The sequence below is a fragment of the Parerythrobacter jejuensis genome (assembly GCF_039536765.1).
Taxonomy (GTDB): domain Bacteria; phylum Pseudomonadota; class Alphaproteobacteria; order Sphingomonadales; family Sphingomonadaceae; genus Parerythrobacter; species Parerythrobacter jejuensis.
Map to the genome: position 1 here is coordinate 2,553,735 of NZ_BAAAZF010000001.1, position 15,615 is coordinate 2,569,349.

Sequence of the window (15,615 nt, forward strand, 5' to 3'; positions counted from 1 at the left end):
CCCGTTGGCGGGAACATCGCGTCCTGCCCCGGATTGAAGGGGCATGACTGCCCTTCGCGCCAACCGCTCGCCCGTCCAAATTGTCGCCATTCTCTTGGCTGTCATCATCCAGATCGGGGCGACATTCCTTCCCCAGCTTGGCTTCGGGGAGCCGATTGGTGACCGGTCCGACAGCGTACGGACCTTGATCACGCCTTCGGGATGGGCGTTTGCGATCTGGGGACCCTTGTTCTTAGGCTCAGCCTTGTTCGCAATCTGGCAAGCATTGCCCAAACAGCGAGACAGTGAACTGGTGGACCGGATCGGCTGGTCTGCAGTCGGGGCCCTGTCAGCGCAGGGATTGTGGGCAACCTACACCCAATTTGCGAACCTGACTGTCATATCCGCGATCATTATCGCGTTTTCGCTGATGTGCTTGCTGGCGATTTTGCGCGTCATGGTCAGTTTTGAGCGTCCGTTTACTGCGGGAGAGCGTTGGATTGTGGCACTCGTGTTCAGCGCACTTGCGGCGTGGCTAACGGCAGCAACGATCGTCAATATCTCCGCGACACTCGTCTACTATGGCGTCGCAGGCGGCTTTGAATACCCTCTCATTGCAGCGGCAATTATCCTGGTCGGCGGAGCAATCGCAGCGACCGCTGTAGCCCGCAGCAAAGGCAACCCCTGGTACTCGCTGGTTTTCCTATGGGCTTTATTGGCGATTTATTTTCGTGGCGGGCAAGAAAGCGGCGCTATTGCCATCGCCACAGCAGTATCAGGGGTGGCGGTTGCCGCTGCGTGTCTCGGGGCCTTGCGTCATCGGGACAATCGCGCACGCTGGTTTGGCTGATCTGTCTTTGGTGATCTGGCATCCTGTGGCACTATCTGGTGTGACATAGGAGGGATGACTTGGGCTTGATACAAACTGTGATGGGTGGGGCCATCGCGGCAGTGGGTTTCTGGTGCGCAGTTGCAGCAGCGGCGCCGCCTGAAGCGGGGCTGGGTGACTACACTTCTGAAGCAGCGCGTAGCATGTGCGAGATGGCTGACCCCGAGGCCGCCATTCCAGTCATTGCCGGAGCGGACTATCAAAATCTGAAAGACGCCCTGGCCCGTGGAAGCGGCGGCGTCATCATTGTCGGAGGGAATTTTCAAGGCGCGGGGCCAGCCGATTTCGCTGGCATCGCCGCGGGCACATGCTTTGTTGAAACCGACCTTTCCTCGAGCGCCTGGGGCAATGCGAAGATCGAGAAGTTGACCCTGGTTAGAGTAGACCTGTCGGGTGGCGACCTTTCCAATACGGCTTTGCAAGAAGCAAAGATGATCGGTGTGAACGCCAGCGGCACCAGCTTTGCTGACGCCGATCTTTCCTACGCAAGCTGGGTGGGCCGCTATTGGACAAGCAATCTGGAGAATGCCGACTTCAGCGATGCCACAATGCGGGGGTTTCGGTTCCGCTGCGGGATCACGATGGATGAGGCCTGTGGCGGCAGCAGCGGCGCCGATTTCTCCGGTGTCGATCTGACAGGTGCCAGCCTGTCGAGCTTCCCGGTCTGGGGTTTCGACAATTTCGAGGGCGCAAGGATCGATCAGGCCATTCTCAGCCCTCGTGCCATACCCTATCTGCGTGGCATTGTGCTGGATGGTCCGCTCATCCTGGGTTGGCCGAATGACGCGCCGGATCAACGGTATCCGCAGGAGCGCGTGTCGACGGAAGACTTCCGTCTGCTGCAGCAAAGTGCCCTATCCGCAAAGATTGACGTCCCGTCCTTCGATTGCGGCCTCGCGCAGAACACGGCGGAAAAGCTGGTATGCGGTGAGTATGAAAGCAATTTGAGACGGCTCGATCGTGACGTGGCGCAGCTTTACGCAGTGGCCAAGCAGGCAGGCCGAACGACGCTGCGCGACCAACGGGCCTGGTTGCGTCAACGCGACCAGTGCGAAGATCGGGACTGCGTCGAGCAAGCCTATGAAGATCGCAAGACCGGGCTGCTGGCATCCATCGATATCCCGATCATCCTGGCCCCTGACCAATCGCGCCAGTTTGAGGAGGACGTGTTGCCCGTGGGAAAACCGATGCGTAACTCTCCACTTTACAAGCGGCTCCGCAAAGTCCTCGAAAGCGCATCGCGCCAGGGGGTCACGTTGGTAGGGCTTGAGAACGGTAGGATCGCGGCAATCGGAGAAGCGGTTGGCGCCAACGCGCATCTTTGTACGCTATCCGTATCCAGTGCAGCCTATGATCCAGAGACCGGCTGGTACGGCGCCGAAACTGATGACGGCGAACAAATTCCGCTTTTTCGTATCTGGAACGAAAGGCTCGAGTTCCGCTATTCAGGCAACATGGGCGACACGCCAGATGCCGCGAGCAGCTTTATCACATGCGGAGCGCGCGCAGCGTTCGCGGATCTCGTCGCGCTGGGCGAATGAAGGAGCTGGTTAGCTCCTGCCAATGCTTGTGTAATCAAAGCCTTTGCTTCGCATATCGTCTGGCTGGTAGATATTTCGCAGATCCACCATCACGGGTGCCTTGGCCAGTTCCTTGACCCGCCCGAGATCGAGCGCCCGGAAAGCATCCCATTCGGTCACGATCGCAACGACATCGGCATTCTTGATCGCCGCATAGGGATCATCGACCATGGTCACCTTCGGCATCAGTGGTTTTGCGAGCTCCATTCCCTCGGGGTCGTAGGCTTCCACCATGGCTCCAGCATCGGTCAGGGTCTGGGCGACCGCAATGGCCGGGCTGTCGCGCATATCATCGGTATTGGGTTTGAAAGTGAGACCCAGCAGCGCAACTTTCTTGCCCCGTGCAGCTTCCATTCCGCCAAGCGCGTCGAGCACTTTGCGGCCCATCGCACGTTTGCGGCTTTCATTAACCTTGACCACCGACTCCACAATCCGGACGGGACTTTCATAGTCCTCCGCCGTCTTGAGCAAGGCCAGCGTGTCCTTCGGAAAACACGATCCGCCATAGCCGGGGCCGGCATGGAGGAATTTCGCCCCGATCCGGCCATCCATGCCGATCCCGCGCGACACGTCCTGCACATCGGCACCCACTTTCTCACACAGATCGGCCATCTCGTTGATGAAAGTGATCTTGGTGGCGAGAAATGCATTGGCAGCATATTTGATCAGTTCGCTGGTGCGGCGGCTGGTGAAGAGGATGGGCGATTCATTGAGGAAAAGGGGCCGATAGACCTCGCTCATAACCTCGCGACCGAAATCATCCTCGGCCCCGATGACGATGCGGTCAGGCCGCTTGAAGTCACCAATGGCGGCCCCTTCGCGTAGGAACTCGGGATTGGAAACCACGGCAAAACGTTGGGTCGTGCCGGTCTCCCGGATAATTCGTTCGACTTCATCCCCGGTCCCGACCGGGACTGTCGATTTGGTGACGATGACAGCTTCGTTGTCCAAGGTTGCGCCTACTTCGCGCGCGACTTCGTAAACGAATGTCAGGTCGGCATGGCCATCGCCGCGGCGGCTGGGTGTGCCCACAGCAATGAAGATGGCGGATGCATCCTTGATGCCCTCGGCCAGATCGGTGGTGAAACTCAGGCGCCCAGCTTTGACATTGCTTTCGACCAGAGCATCCAGGCCGGGTTCGTAGATTGGCATGATCCCGTCATGCAGTCGGTCTATCTTGGACTGGTCCTTGTCGATGCACACCACATCGTGGCCGAAATCGGCAAAGCAGGCCCCCGATACCAAGCCGACATAGCCTGATCCCACCATCGCAATCTTCATTGCAGCTTGTCCTTCTTTTCGATCTTGATCTTGCCGTCTTCCTCGACGGCTTGAATCATGCGGCGCTCATTTCCTTCCAGCACCAAGGCTGTGAGTCGGCCGAAACGGAATGCACCAGTGTCTACGCCGATGCGGTTGGGGCGTTCTTCAACTTCTTCGAAAATTGTGTGCCCGTGAACCACTACCCGCGGATGCGGCTGGTCGTGGGACAAGAATTTGTCCCGGATCCAGAGCAAATCGTCGCGGCTCTGATCTTCCAGTTCCACGCCAGGGGCTATACCCGCATGCACGAATACATAGTCGCCAGCGATAATCATCTCTTCGAAATTGCTGAGGAATTTGCGATCTTTCTCCGGCACTTTTGCCGTGATCAGGGCCTGCAACTCTTCCAGCGAAGCCTCGTTGTACTGCTTCTTGGAGATATCATAGCTGAGAATGGTTTCGCGTCCGCCATGGCGCAGGAAATGACGCAAGACCTTCACATCATCGAATGACTGGAGGAACATCTCTTCATGATTGCCAGCCAGGATGCGGACCGGGCGACGTTTGCGCCACTTGTGCGCATTCTTGATCACTCCGGAACTGTCCGGTCCGCGATCCACCAGGTCGCCCAGAAGAATTATCTCGGCATCGATATGGCTGTGCTTGTCGATTTCCTTGTCGATCGCTGCGATGAGGGCCTCAAACAGGTCGTTACGACCGTGGATATCGCCGATCGCATAGAAACGCTTGCCGTCAGGGACGGACGCAGCGGGGGCACGGTTCTTGGTGCCCATAAGTTTCTTGATCGATTTCAACATGGTTGTGTCGTGGAAGATATCGCAAATGGATGCGCCGCGACATAGGCGCAGACCCGGCTATCCGCAATCCACAACGGCCCGCCGCAACGGGGCGGTGGTGCCAAAAAGTCACGCCACTGGTGCCGATAAGCCGGTGGATACAATTTTCTTGTGCAGTGCAGCGTAACTGTGCATGATTATGTCATATCGAGTTGAGACCACGCACCTAAAACGCTGGCCGGTCGATATGCAGGTGGGACGAAGCGACACCCTAACTCGAGGAAGTTTGTCATGCTTACGTCCATCCGCGGTTTTGCCGCGACTCTCCTTGCCGGTAGCGCCATGGTGGCGACCCCGGCTCTTGCCGCCGAAGAAACCAACGCGCCCGAAGCGGTCGAAACCATTGCGATCGATATGGTTGCAGTAGCAGACGCGCCATCGCTGGATGCAATCGCCACGCCTGTGACGATCTCTGAAGAAGTGCCGACCGAGCTTGTCTCGCTGGATAATATCGAACGCGTATCTTACATTCCGCCTGAGGAAACTCTCAGCTCGAATGGTGACGAAAGTGGTTTCGAGCTCTCCGGCAATGTCGCCCTGGTTTCCGATTACCGGTTCCGCGGTGTCTCGTTCTCTGACGGAGATATCGCTCTGCAAGGCGGCATCGATCTGGGCCATTCGAGCGGCTTCTATGTCGGCACATGGGCATCGTCGATCTCGGGCGGTACCGCTTTTGGTGAGCTTGAACTGGATGTCTACGCCGGTTGGAGCGGCGATATCACCGATGGCCTGACCTTCGATGTCGGCCTGCTTTATTATATCTATCCAACCGGTGACATTCCCGGCGTGGATACCGATTACTTCGAGCCCTATGCATCGGTTTCGACCACGATCGGTCCGGTCGGCGCGACGCTTGGTGTAGCTTATGCCTGGGAGCAGGACTCCCTCGGCAACCAGGACAACTTCTACATCTACACCGACTTCGAAGTTGCCATTCCCGAGACGCCTGTCACTCTGACGGCGCATCTGGGCTATACTGATGGCGTCTTTGCCACCGATCTTAGTGGCAATTCGATCGATTGGGGCATTGGCGCAAGCTACGCGGTCACGGACTCGCTCAGCGTGGGTATCAATTACGTTGATACCGAAGGGCCTTCGATCGAAGATTTCACCGATGCCGGTATCTTCTTCACCATCGGCTACAGCATGTAAGGCGATCGCCTGTTGCAACCAAAGAAGCCCGCGCCCACCACGGCGCGGGCTTTCTTGTATCTGTGTCAGCCGATCGAGAAATTGACGGTGGTTACCACGCGCACTTTCTTGAACGGCGAATCGGCAACGCCCCATCCACCAGCTTCCCCGTCGCGGGCCTCGATCGTGAAATAGCCTTGCGTCGCCTCGCGGATGGAGCCGACATCGGTGCCGCTATCCTTGGCGAATTGTTCTGCCGATGCACGCGCATCGCGCGTAGCCTCTGCGACCATTTCGGGCTTGATCTTGTTCAGCTGTGTAAAGCTGTAGGACATGCCCGACCCTTCTTCGAGGAACACGCCTTTGCTGACGAGGTCGAACTGTTGCGAGACGGCCTTGCGGGCGAGATCGATATCATTGCTGCGCAGCGCCATGCGCTGGCGGACGGTGTACTTCGTCACGCCGTTGTTTGTGTAGCTGGAGACATTGGCGCCTGTTGGTTGCAGCGCTTCGTCAGGAAAGCCGAGCTCTTCGAAAAATCCGCGAATAGTGTCAGTATCGCGGCGCACCTTAGCCTGGGCCTGCGCAAGATCGGTCGAGCTGCTTGAATAGCTGATCGTCCACGTCGCGAGGTTCGCCGTGACATCGCGCTCTGCAAGCCCGCGTACGGTCACAGAACGATCAGCCTCTTTGGCCCGCAACAGACCGTCACCCAGCAAATATCCGCCGGAGACCAGCCCGAGCGACACAACCGCTGCCGTGCCCAGCCAGCGTCTGGTTGTCTTATCGAAAAAACCCTTGCTGCCGGCATGCTCTTCCTGTTTGCTCTCCTCACTCATTTCATCCTCCATCTCATCGCTTACCCTGCGGTGAGTTGTGCTATTCTGTCGATGAACCGTTTGTGAAGGACAGTGCCCCATGGTCAAATATCTCCACTCCATGATCCGCGTGAGCGATCCGGATGCCACCGTTGCATTCTTCAAACTGATTGGGCTGGAGGAGGTTCGGCGCTTCGAAGTGGAGGCAGGGCGGTTCACCCTGATTTTTCTTGCAGCTCCCGGTCAGGCAGGACTTGCCGAGGTCGAGTTGACCTATAATTGGCCGAACGAGGATGGCAGCACGCCTGAAGAGTATGATGGCGGGCGCAACTTTGGCCACCTCGCCTACCGGGTCGATAATATCTACGACACATGTCAGCGCTTGATGGATGCCGGTGTGACGATCAATCGTCCCCCGCGAGACGGGCATATGGCCTTTGTCAAATCGCCGGACGGCATCTCGGTCGAGCTTCTGCAGGATGGCAACCTGCCGCCGCAGGAACCCTGGGCCAGTATGGAGAATACGGGCAGCTGGTAGGCCGCCCGTTGCTGGTCAGGGTTTGACCATCTCGACCGGCTTTTCTTCCGGATGGGTGGTCGTCAACCGCAAGACCAAATAACCCAATATGGCTGAAATCAGCGAGCCGCCGAGGATCCCGATCTTGGCTTCGTCGATCAACATCCGGCTCTCCGTGAATGCGAGGCCGCTGATAAACAGCGACATGGTGAAGCCGATCCCGGTCAAAACACTGACGCCCCAGATTTCCATCCAGTTGGCGTTTTCAGGTGGCTTCGCGATCTTCAGCTTTACCGCTGCCACGATGATTCCGAAAATCCCCACTTGCTTGCCGACCACAAGGCCGGCCGCAATTGCGAGCGGGAGCGGAGCGAGGACTTCGTCAATGCCCATGCCTGACAGATTGACCCCGGCATTGGCGAAGCCGAAGACCGGCACCACCAGATAGGCGCTCCACGGCGCGAGGCTGTGTTCGAGTTTTTCCAGCAGGGAATGCCCGTCGGTCCTGTGCATCGGGATCGTCAGCGCGGCAAGAACACCGGCGATCGTTGCGTGCACACCGGAAAACAGCACAGCAACCCACAATGCCAAGGCAACCAGAATATAGGGCCAGATACGGTCGACACCGAACTTGTTCATGGCCACCATGACCCCGAAAATGGCGATGGCGATGAGCAGCCACATCATCTTGAGATTGGCGGTATAGAACGCCGCGATCACCAGGACCGCGCCGATATCGTCGACAATTGCGACGGTAAGCAGGAACAATCGCAGCGATGCAGGCACCCGGCTTCCGAGCAGGCCCAGAACGCCCATGGCAAAGGCAATATCGGTTGCTGCAGGGATCGCCCACCCGCGGATCAACGGGCTGTCAAACCCGACCACAAAGGAATAGATCAGGGCCGGCACGGCCATGCCGGCGATGGCAGCCAGGACCGGGAGGCGGCGTTGTTCCGGACTGGAAAGCTGGCCACAAATCAGTTCGCGTTTGACCTCGAGGCCGACCACGAAGAAGAAAATCGCCATCAGTCCGTCATTGATCCACAAATGGAGATCATCGAGTTTGGGAATGGGTGTCCAGCGAAGCTCGCCGTAGAAGAGTTCTTCGTAGGCACCCGCGAGCGGTGAATTGGCCACCAGCATTGCAGCGGCAGCCACCAGGATCAGCAGGACACCGGCCGATGCGTCGCTGACGAACAGGGCACGGACGGGTGCAAATGCACGGGCGATAGGGGAACGGGTCGGTTCAATCATGATTGCGCGCCCTTTTGATGGTTATTTCCCGCGTTGCAAGGGGAGTCTGGGTCCGATAGGCTACTTCACAGAGGACAGAGGTTTGGGGGCTATGTGGAACTCGCAGGGTTTACTGCGGGCGAATGGCTGCTGCTCGTCCAGTATGAGCTGCTTCTGTTTGCAGGCTTGTTCTTTCTTTTGGGGTCAATTGATGAATTGGCGGTGGACCTTGCATGGGTCTGGCTCCGGCTGAGCGGTCGCACCCAGACGGTGCAGATCACGCCGCGACACGTTGAACGTCCGCTAAAGGGCAGGGCTGCGATCCTGATCCCGACATGGCAGGAAGAGGATGTCATTGGCACCACGATCGCGCATGCCCTTGATGTCTGGCCCCAATCCGAGTTGTGCCTTTATGTCGGGTGCTATCGCAATGATCCTGCGACGATTGCTGCAGCCGTAGAGGCTGCGCCTGGCGATCCACGCTTGCGGATCATTGTCCATGACCGCCTCGGCCCGACAACCAAGGCAGATTGCCTGAACAGGCTGTACCAGGCGTTGGCACTGGACGAGGTTCGCTCCGGCGAGGCCTTCCGGATGGTCTTGCTGCACGATGCGGAGGACATGGTCGATGCGGCAGCTTTGAGCCTGGCGGATTCCACACTGGACGACGCTGACTTCGTACAACTGCCTGTCCTGCCAGAGCCACAAGCCCATTCACGCTGGATATCGGGCCACTATTGCGAGGAATTCGCCGAGGCACATGGCAAAGCGATGGTTGTAAGAGATGCGGTTGGCGCCGGGCTTCCTTCAGCAGGGGTAGGCTGTGCTGTTGCCCGGGAGCAGCTCGCTTTGCTTGCCGATCGTCGCGGTGACGGTGTGCCGTTTGCAGCCGATAGCCTGACAGAGGACTACGAGCTGGGTCTTGGCATCGGGCATCAAGGGGGCAGGATGCGGTTTCTTCGCGCCCGCTACGAAGATGGCCGGTTGGTTGCGACACGCGCATGCTTTCCCGCTGACATTGCCAGCGCTGTCCGCCAGAAAACACGGTGGGTCCATGGGATCGCGTTCCAGGGCTGGGATCGGCTCGGCTGGAGCCTGTCGCCCGCAGAGAGCTGGATGCGACTGCGCGACCGCCGGGGGCCATTGACCGCTCTGGTGCTGGCGATGGCCTATATCCTGCTTGTCCTGGCCGTAGCGAGTTGGATCGCGAGCGGGCTGGGGCTGGCACCAGAGATCGAGCTGACCCCTGCCTTGTGGTGGCTGCTGCTGTTAAACTTTGCCGGGCTCGTGTGGCGGGCGGTCTTCCGCTTTGCCTTCACCGCTCGCGAGTATGGGGCGAGAGAGGGCATTCGGGCAGTGCTGCGCATACCGATCGGCAATATCATCGCGATCATGGCCGGGCGCCGCGCCCTGATGGCGTATCTGCAAACATTGCGCGGGAACAGGCCGCATTGGGACAAGACGTCACATTCTGCCCATCCGGCTGCCCGCCATCAGGCCGGGGCGCTCGCGTGAGCGGTTCGTCTGTGCGCAAGGGGCAGCCGCTTATCGTGCTCGGCGTGTTGGCACTGGCTTGGATGGTGGCCCGCATTGCTACCTGGCAGTCGCCGTTTGGCCCGATAGATCTGCCTCCAATCCTGGTCGAAGCTGGATCATCTGATCGGGTGGCAGGGGCTGAGACTTCAGGTTCCGATTTCGCAATCGGTAGGGCGCAGCACAACGTACTGCCCAAACGCAAACTGATGCAGGCCTGGAGTCCCGTTCTCAAGGGGCCATGGATGGACAATCCAGTGGCGGAACCTGTGCCAACGCGGCACCGCAGTCCGGTCTCGGGCGATGCCTTGATATGGGCTGCGCCTGATCGAGGCATTACGCCGACAGTGGCTGGCGGTCACCAAATCCTGTTTGCGGCTGCAATGGCGCATCTGCCGCTGGTCGATTCTGTTCGTCAGGCACTGGCAATCCCGCAGCCTTCTGGCGGTCGCCAAATCGGAGCAAGCGGGAGATGGACGCTCGATGCCTGGCTCCTGGCTCGGCAAGGCAGGGGTGGCGGCCCCCAGGCGATACGACCGGCAAGCTATGGTGCGAGCCAAGCCGGTGCAGTGCTGCGTTACCGATTGCGACCGGACAGCAAGCATCGCCCGTTTCTATATGCGCGTGCTAGCCGAGCATTGGTTGCAAACGGAGAAACGGATGTAGCGTTCGGCGTCGGGGCCAGGCCGGTGCCAGCCGTGCCGCTGGCCGCGCATGCGGAATTGCGTGTGACCCATGCCGGAAACGATACCTTTGTCCGGCCAAGCGGATTTGTCGCAACCGAGTTGCCGCCCAAGGCACTGCCAGCTGGTTTGCGCGCCGAGGCCTATGCCCAGGCAGGCTATGTCGGCGGGCGGTTCGCGACTGGTTTTGCCGACGGGCAAGTGCGGGTTGATCGCTCTCTGGCCGAGTTCGATCTGGGCGAATTGCGTGCCGGAGCGGGGGCGTGGGGCGGTGCGCAGAAGGGTGCGGAACGTGTCGACATCGGCCCGACGGCCAGCATGCAAGTCGAGATCGCCGGTATGCCCGCACGGGTCGCGGTCGACTATCGGATGAGGGTTGCAGGCAACGCGGTGCCGGGATCGGGCGTGGCGCTGACCGTTACCACCGGTTTCTGATCCACAGTGTCCTTTAATCCTTGCCCCGCCTCGGCTACGGCTGGGGACCCATGGACGTGTATCTCCCCATAGCCAATCTCTCGGTCGACGGGATCGTGATTGTCGCGTTGGGAGCGCTGACGGGAATCTTGTCCGGCCTGTTTGGTGTGGGTGGAGGCTTCCTGACCACACCATTGCTGATATTCTACGGTATACCGCCGACCGTGGCGGCCGCTTCCGCCGCTACGCAGGTAACCGGTGCAAGCGTTTCGGGCGTCCTTGCCCATAACAAGCGCGATGGGGTCGATTATCGCATGGGCGCGGTGCTCGTGGCAGGCGGCGTGGTGGGCGCGATGTTCGGTGCTGTGCTGTTCCGTTTCTTCCAGTCGATCGGCCAGATCGATGTGATCATCAATGTCCTTTACGTCTTGATGCTGGGCACGATCGGATCGCTGATGATGCGAGAGGCGCTGGATTCGATCATGGCGCGGCGCAAGGGCTCAGCCCAACCAGCGGCGCGCCGGCGGCATCATCCGCTGGTTGCCGCCTTGCCCTATCGCTGGCGGTTCTACCGCTCTGGTCTGTACATTTCCCCACTGGCGCCGCTGATCCTGGGCTTGCTGGTTGGGGTGCTGACCATGTTGATGGGCGTCGGCGGTGGTTTCATGCTGGTGCCCGCGATGCTGTATATCCTGGGAATGAGCGGCAAGGTCGTGGTGGGCACTTCGCTGTTCAACATCCTGTTTGTTACCATGGCCACCACCATGACCCATGCGCTTACCACCAAGGCCGTCGACCTTGTCCTCGCTGCCCTGTTGCTGGTGGGGTCGGTTCTCGGCGCGCAATTCGGGACGAAGATTGCGCTTAAGGCGCGGCCCGATCTGCTGCGTCTGATCCTGGCCGCGATCGTGATTGCTGTTGCGCTGCGCATGCTGTTCGGCCTCGGCATCCAGCCCGACGAAATCTATACGGTGTCGCCATTGTGAGGCGCTGGCTGTTCCTTGTGCTGGCATTGTTTGCGCTTTCGGCTCAGCGCGATCCCGTGCTGGTCCCCGAAGTATCGCAACATGAAGTGCAGGTAAGGCAGGGCTTCGTCGGGACCGAATTGCTTTTGTTCGGCGCCATTCTCGATCCGAGAGGGCGCCGCGCTGCAGAGGGGTACGACATCGTGGTTGTCCTCAAGGGTCCATCGGAACCCATCCGGTTGCGCGAAAAGCGTCAGATCGGCGGCATCTGGATGAATGCCGAGAGCACGGCGTTCCGTTCTGCACCATCCTATTTTGCAGTCGCCTCCAGCCGTCCGATCGAAGAGATCGTCGACGACAGGACAGCGGCGATCTTCGAATTCGGTACCGATTTCATCCAGCTTTCGCCAAGCGGAACCATCGATCCCGAGGAGCAGACACGCTTCAGCGAAGGGCTGGTCGATCTGCGTACCCGCCTCGGCCTGTATAAAGAGGATATGGACGGGGTGCAGGTTAGCGAAGGCGTGCTTTACCAGGCGCGCATTGGCTTGCCCTCCAATGTCCAGACCGGGACCTACACCGCTGAAACCTTTGCCGTGAGCCGGGGCCGTGTGATCTCGTCCGCGATTGCCGAAGTGGAAGTGAAGAAGGTCGGCTTTGAGCGCTTTGTCGAGGTGTTCTCCCAGTACCAGTCGTTCCTCTACGGTCTGACGGCGATCTTCCTGTCTGTCCTGATGGGTTGGCTCGCGGGTCGCCTCTTCGCCATGATTTGACGGCTCCACCGGAGCAAATTGACGCGATCTTAACCCTGTTCCTGCTAGCGCACCTGCTGAAATCCGAAGAATGGATCAGGGGTCCGAACGCATGACTGACATGGGCAAACAGGAATTCCAGGCTTCCGAGCCAGCACAGCCGCAAACCGCTGCTGCACCGGCGCGTGAGCCGCAGGCCCAGCCAAAGGCTGCCAGCGACAATGTCGGCAAGCCGATCGGCGTGGTTCTGGAGATATCCGGGGCCGGCTCGCAGATTGCGATTGATCTGCAACGTCTGAATGAGTGCATGAAAGACGCCGATCCTTCGATCGCGCTTGCCGGCCAAGTCGGGAGCCAGATCAAGATCCGTGTCGGGGATAGCTGGCTGCTGGCTAGCGTCCGCAACCAGCGCCAGGATCGCCGCCAGAATGGCGGGATCATCGCCAACATCGATTTCCTTGGCGAAGGCCAGGAAGAGAAGCTGACTGGCAAGATCCATGCCTTCAAACGTGGTGTGACCCGTTACCCGGTCCCCGGTGCCTATGTCTATCCGGCCAGCACCCCCGACTTGAAGATGGTCTATGCCAGCGATGGCCGTTCCAACATCCAGATCGGAACCGTCTATCCAACCAAGGACATCCGGGCCGGCCTTTATGTCGATGCCATGCTGGGCAAGCATTTCGCGCTGTTGGGTTCGACCGGTACCGGTAAATCGACCAGCGCCGCGCTGATCCTGCACCGCATTTGCGAGGCCGCGCCAGAAGGTCATATCGTGATGATCGATCCGCACGGCGAATACTCGGCTGCGTTCAAGAATACCGGGCTGATCCTCGACGTGTCGAACCTGCAAATGCCGTATTGGCTGCTCAATTTCGAGGAGCACTGCGAGGTATTGCTGACCAGTACGGGCAATGACCGGCAGGTTGACGAAGACATTCTGGCCAAATGCCTTCTCAAGGCGCGCGGGAAGAACCGGCTGGCCGAGACGATGGGCAAGATTACGGTCGATTCCCCAATCCCCTATCTCCTGTCCGATCTCTCGACCGCAATCGCTGATGAGATGGGCAAGCTCGACAAGGCCAACTCCTCTGCGCCCTACATGCGGATCAAGGGTAAGCTGGAGGAGCTGAAGGGCGACCCCCGCTATCAATTCATGTTCTCCGGCATGTTGGTCGGTGACACGATGGCGGAATTCATTTCGAAGATTTTCCGCATGCCGAGCGATGGCAAGCCGATTGCGATCATCGATGTCTCCGGCGTCCCGTCGGACATCACGAGCACCGTCGTTGCCGTGCTGAGCCGGCTAGTGTTCGATTACGCCATCTGGGCCCGCGAAGAGCGCACCCGGCCGATCCTGCTGGTTTGCGAGGAAGCTCACCGTTATGTGCCGAGCGAGGCGAATGCCGATGGTTCCTCGGTTGGCGATATCCTGGGGCGGATCGCGAAAGAGGGGCGGAAATACGGCATCTCGCTGGGCCTGATTACCCAGCGCCCATCCGACCTTGCCGAAGGTGTCTTGTCGCAATGCGGCACGATCATCTCCATGCGTCTCAACAACGATCGCGACCAGGCCTTTGTTAAGGCCGCCATGCCCGAAGGTGCGCGCGGTTTCCTCGATTCCATTCCCGCGTTGCGCAATCGCGAATGCATTGTTTGCGGCGAGGGTGTGGCAATCCCTATCCGTGTCAGCTTCGACAATCTGGAAGAATCCAAGCGCCCGGCATCGGAAGACCCGAGCTTTGTCGAACTTTGGCGCCAGACCGGCGGTGAAGAGGAAGCCGTCCATCGCGTCGTCCACCGCTGGCGTGCGCAAGGTTAGTTTACTGTATTGGCCCTCAGGCGCCGGGCGCGATGCGTCCGCATCGCTTGGCTTTCCTCGCATAAGCTCGGGCGCGCAGTCGCGCTTGCGGTCGGCTAGTCGCCGACCGAGCCAGGGCTCGACATTCATGGCGTCAAACACGCATCCTGGCGCTTCACATCGACCGTGTCGCGGAGCTCGGCTTGCGCCTAGCAAGCCGCAAGGGCGACCGCCCGCCCGCAGCACCGCAGGTGCGAGGACATCGCGCGCCGGAGGGCGTGCGGAAAAAAATCACGTCCCCCGTGTGTCGCCGAACAGGTGAATATGGAGGCGGTCGCTCAGGCGGTATCCATGGTCGAGGCAAAGCGGGACGAGCCAGTCCATCCGTGCGCGTAAGGTCGCGCTGTCTGTCCCCTCCGGCATCAGGAATATCCGCGCAGGCGGAATCGCGTGACGCCGCTGGAGATCGATCACTTCGTTGAGATCGACCGGGTCTGCGATCACAAATTTGAAACAGGCTCTCGGGTCTAGCGCATAGAAATCGAGCCGCTCCGGGATGAGCGCCAGCTCTGCCGGATTGCCGGAATGGGCAAGCTTGGGGCTGACATTGTATTGGTCGATACGGATGTCGAGCCGCGGCGGAGCCTTGGTGGTGCTGTTGGTTTCCACCTCCACCGTCATATCGGGCAGGGCCTCCAGCATCTCTGCCAAGGGGCCGGCCTGCATCAACGGTTCGCCGCCGGTTATGACCAGTCGTTTTTGCCCGAATGCGGCAATGCGTTCGGCCACATCGGCGACATCAAGAGTGATCTGGTTTGCCTTCCGTTCGAATGTAGCGCCGCCGCGATGCGGCCGGTTATCGCCCTCGAAATGCCAGGTGTAAGCGGTGTCACACCAGACACAGGCCAAATTGCAACGGCTGAGCCGCACAAATGCGACCGGCATGCCGGCAGACGGCCCTTCGCCCTGTACCGAGGCGAAGATTTCCGGGCCTCCGGTATCGTCAGTGGCGAGGATCAATTGCGTCATACTATGCGATTATTTCCTTTGGAGGCGACAAAGGCGACGGAGTGCCACCCATGCATGCCCGGCTTAACCAATTGAAACAAAGTGTAAATCTAGCGCATCGGTGTCGCTGGCACATCTGTCATCCAATTTCGGTGCCATGATACCATTCCCCATTCGTCGCCAATGCCATGATTG

14 protein-coding genes are annotated in these 15,615 nt (G+C 59.5%); 9 read left to right on the forward strand and 5 right to left on the reverse strand.

Annotation, left to right across the window (positions count from 1 at the left end; all coding sequences use genetic code 11):
- Positions 1–43: 43 nt before the first annotated feature.
- Both ABD653_RS12455 and ABD653_RS12460 read left to right on the forward strand, forming a co-directional pair.
- On the forward strand, positions 44–829 hold the full coding sequence (locus tag ABD653_RS12455; protein WP_160778964.1) for a hypothetical protein: 786 nt from the start codon (positions 44–46) through the stop codon (positions 827–829).
- Between the two features lie 59 nt (positions 830–888).
- Positions 889–2,409, forward strand: coding sequence for a pentapeptide repeat-containing protein (locus tag ABD653_RS12460; protein WP_160778965.1), 1,521 nt, complete (start codon positions 889–891; stop codon positions 2,407–2,409).
- Between the two features lie 9 nt (positions 2,410–2,418).
- Here the strand turns inward: ABD653_RS12460 and ABD653_RS12465 are convergent, their stop codons facing one another.
- A complete protein-coding gene (locus tag ABD653_RS12465) occupies positions 2,419–3,729 on the reverse strand; it encodes a UDP-glucose dehydrogenase family protein (RefSeq protein ID WP_160778966.1) in 1,311 nt (436 codons plus the stop codon).
- A complete protein-coding gene (locus ABD653_RS12470) occupies positions 3,726–4,529 on the reverse strand; it encodes a metallophosphoesterase family protein (protein ID WP_160778967.1) in 804 nt (267 codons plus the stop codon). Before ABD653_RS12470 ends, ABD653_RS12465 begins: the two co-directional genes overlap by 4 nt.
- A 270-nt stretch (positions 4,530–4,799) precedes the next feature.
- Here ABD653_RS12470 and ABD653_RS12475 point away from each other — a divergent pair, with 270 nt between their 5' ends.
- Positions 4,800–5,720, forward strand: a complete 921-nt coding sequence (locus tag ABD653_RS12475) for a TorF family putative porin (protein WP_234032154.1) — start codon at positions 4,800–4,802, stop codon at positions 5,718–5,720.
- Positions 5,721–5,785: 65 nt separating this feature from the next.
- On the opposite strand, the gene ABD653_RS12480 is transcribed toward ABD653_RS12475, so the two are convergent.
- Positions 5,786–6,538, reverse strand: a complete 753-nt coding sequence (locus ABD653_RS12480) for an SIMPL domain-containing protein (RefSeq protein ID WP_160778968.1) — start codon at positions 6,536–6,538, stop codon at positions 5,786–5,788.
- Between the two features lie 79 nt (positions 6,539–6,617).
- On the opposite strand from ABD653_RS12480, the gene ABD653_RS12485 reads away from it, so the two are divergent.
- Positions 6,618–7,055, forward strand: a complete 438-nt coding sequence (locus tag ABD653_RS12485; protein WP_160778969.1) for a VOC family protein — start codon at positions 6,618–6,620, stop codon at positions 7,053–7,055.
- Positions 7,056–7,070: 15 nt separating this feature from the next.
- Here the strand turns inward: ABD653_RS12485 and nhaA are convergent, their stop codons facing one another.
- Complete coding sequence (gene nhaA / locus ABD653_RS12490) at positions 7,071–8,288, reverse strand: Na+/H+ antiporter NhaA (RefSeq protein WP_160778970.1); 1,218 nt, start codon at positions 8,286–8,288, stop codon at positions 7,071–7,073.
- 93 nt (positions 8,289–8,381) lie between these two features.
- On the opposite strand from nhaA, the gene ABD653_RS12495 reads away from it, so the two are divergent.
- The 5 genes from ABD653_RS12495 (at position 8,382) to ABD653_RS12515 (ending at position 14,433) form a co-directional block, all read left to right on the forward strand.
- Positions 8,382–9,782, forward strand: coding sequence for a glycosyl transferase family protein (locus ABD653_RS12495; RefSeq protein ID WP_160778971.1), 1,401 nt, complete (start codon positions 8,382–8,384; stop codon positions 9,780–9,782).
- Complete coding sequence (locus tag ABD653_RS12500; protein ID WP_160778972.1) at positions 9,779–10,918, forward strand: hypothetical protein; 1,140 nt, start codon at positions 9,779–9,781, stop codon at positions 10,916–10,918. The genes ABD653_RS12495 and ABD653_RS12500 overlap by 4 nt, the downstream gene beginning before the upstream one ends.
- A gap of 50 nt (positions 10,919–10,968) precedes the next feature.
- Positions 10,969–11,883 (forward strand): sulfite exporter TauE/SafE family protein, encoded by a 915-nt coding sequence (locus ABD653_RS12505; protein WP_160778973.1) that lies wholly within the window; start codon positions 10,969–10,971, stop codon positions 11,881–11,883.
- On the forward strand, positions 11,880–12,635 hold the full coding sequence (locus tag ABD653_RS12510; protein WP_160778974.1) for a TIGR02186 family protein: 756 nt from the start codon (positions 11,880–11,882) through the stop codon (positions 12,633–12,635). The genes ABD653_RS12505 and ABD653_RS12510 overlap by 4 nt, the downstream gene beginning before the upstream one ends.
- 91 nt (positions 12,636–12,726) lie before the next feature.
- Complete coding sequence (locus ABD653_RS12515; protein ID WP_160778975.1) at positions 12,727–14,433, forward strand: ATP-binding protein; 1,707 nt, start codon at positions 12,727–12,729, stop codon at positions 14,431–14,433.
- A gap of 270 nt (positions 14,434–14,703) precedes the next feature.
- On the opposite strand, the gene ABD653_RS12520 is transcribed toward ABD653_RS12515, so the two are convergent.
- Entirely contained in the window at positions 14,704–15,441 is a 738-nt protein-coding gene (locus ABD653_RS12520; protein WP_160778976.1) for a 7-carboxy-7-deazaguanine synthase QueE, read from the reverse strand.
- Positions 15,442–15,615: the final 174 nt, after the last annotated feature.

Excerpts from the sequence above, each read along its gene's own strand:
- ABD653_RS12455 (WP_160778964.1), top strand. The coding sequence starts at position 44 with ATGACTGCCCTTCGCGCCAACCGCTCGCCCGTCCAAATTGTCGCCATT.
- ABD653_RS12465 (WP_160778966.1), bottom strand. The coding sequence starts at position 3,729 with ATGAAGATTGCGATGGTGGGATCAGGCTATGTCGGCTTGGTATCGGGG.
- ABD653_RS12470 (WP_160778967.1), bottom strand. The coding sequence starts at position 4,529 with ATGTTGAAATCGATCAAGAAACTTATGGGCACCAAGAACCGTGCCCCC.
- ABD653_RS12475 (WP_234032154.1), top strand. The coding sequence starts at position 4,800 with ATGCTTACGTCCATCCGCGGTTTTGCCGCGACTCTCCTTGCCGGTAGC.
- ABD653_RS12480 (WP_160778968.1), bottom strand. The coding sequence starts at position 6,538 with ATGAGTGAGGAGAGCAAACAGGAAGAGCATGCCGGCAGCAAGGGTTTT.
- ABD653_RS12485 (WP_160778969.1), top strand. The coding sequence starts at position 6,618 with ATGGTCAAATATCTCCACTCCATGATCCGCGTGAGCGATCCGGATGCC.
- nhaA (WP_160778970.1), bottom strand. The coding sequence starts at position 8,288 with ATGATTGAACCGACCCGTTCCCCTATCGCCCGTGCATTTGCACCCGTC.
- ABD653_RS12505 (WP_160778973.1), top strand. The coding sequence starts at position 10,969 with ATGGACGTGTATCTCCCCATAGCCAATCTCTCGGTCGACGGGATCGTG.
- ABD653_RS12515 (WP_160778975.1), top strand. The coding sequence starts at position 12,727 with ATGACTGACATGGGCAAACAGGAATTCCAGGCTTCCGAGCCAGCACAG.
- ABD653_RS12520 (WP_160778976.1), bottom strand. The coding sequence starts at position 15,441 with ATGACGCAATTGATCCTCGCCACTGACGATACCGGAGGCCCGGAAATC.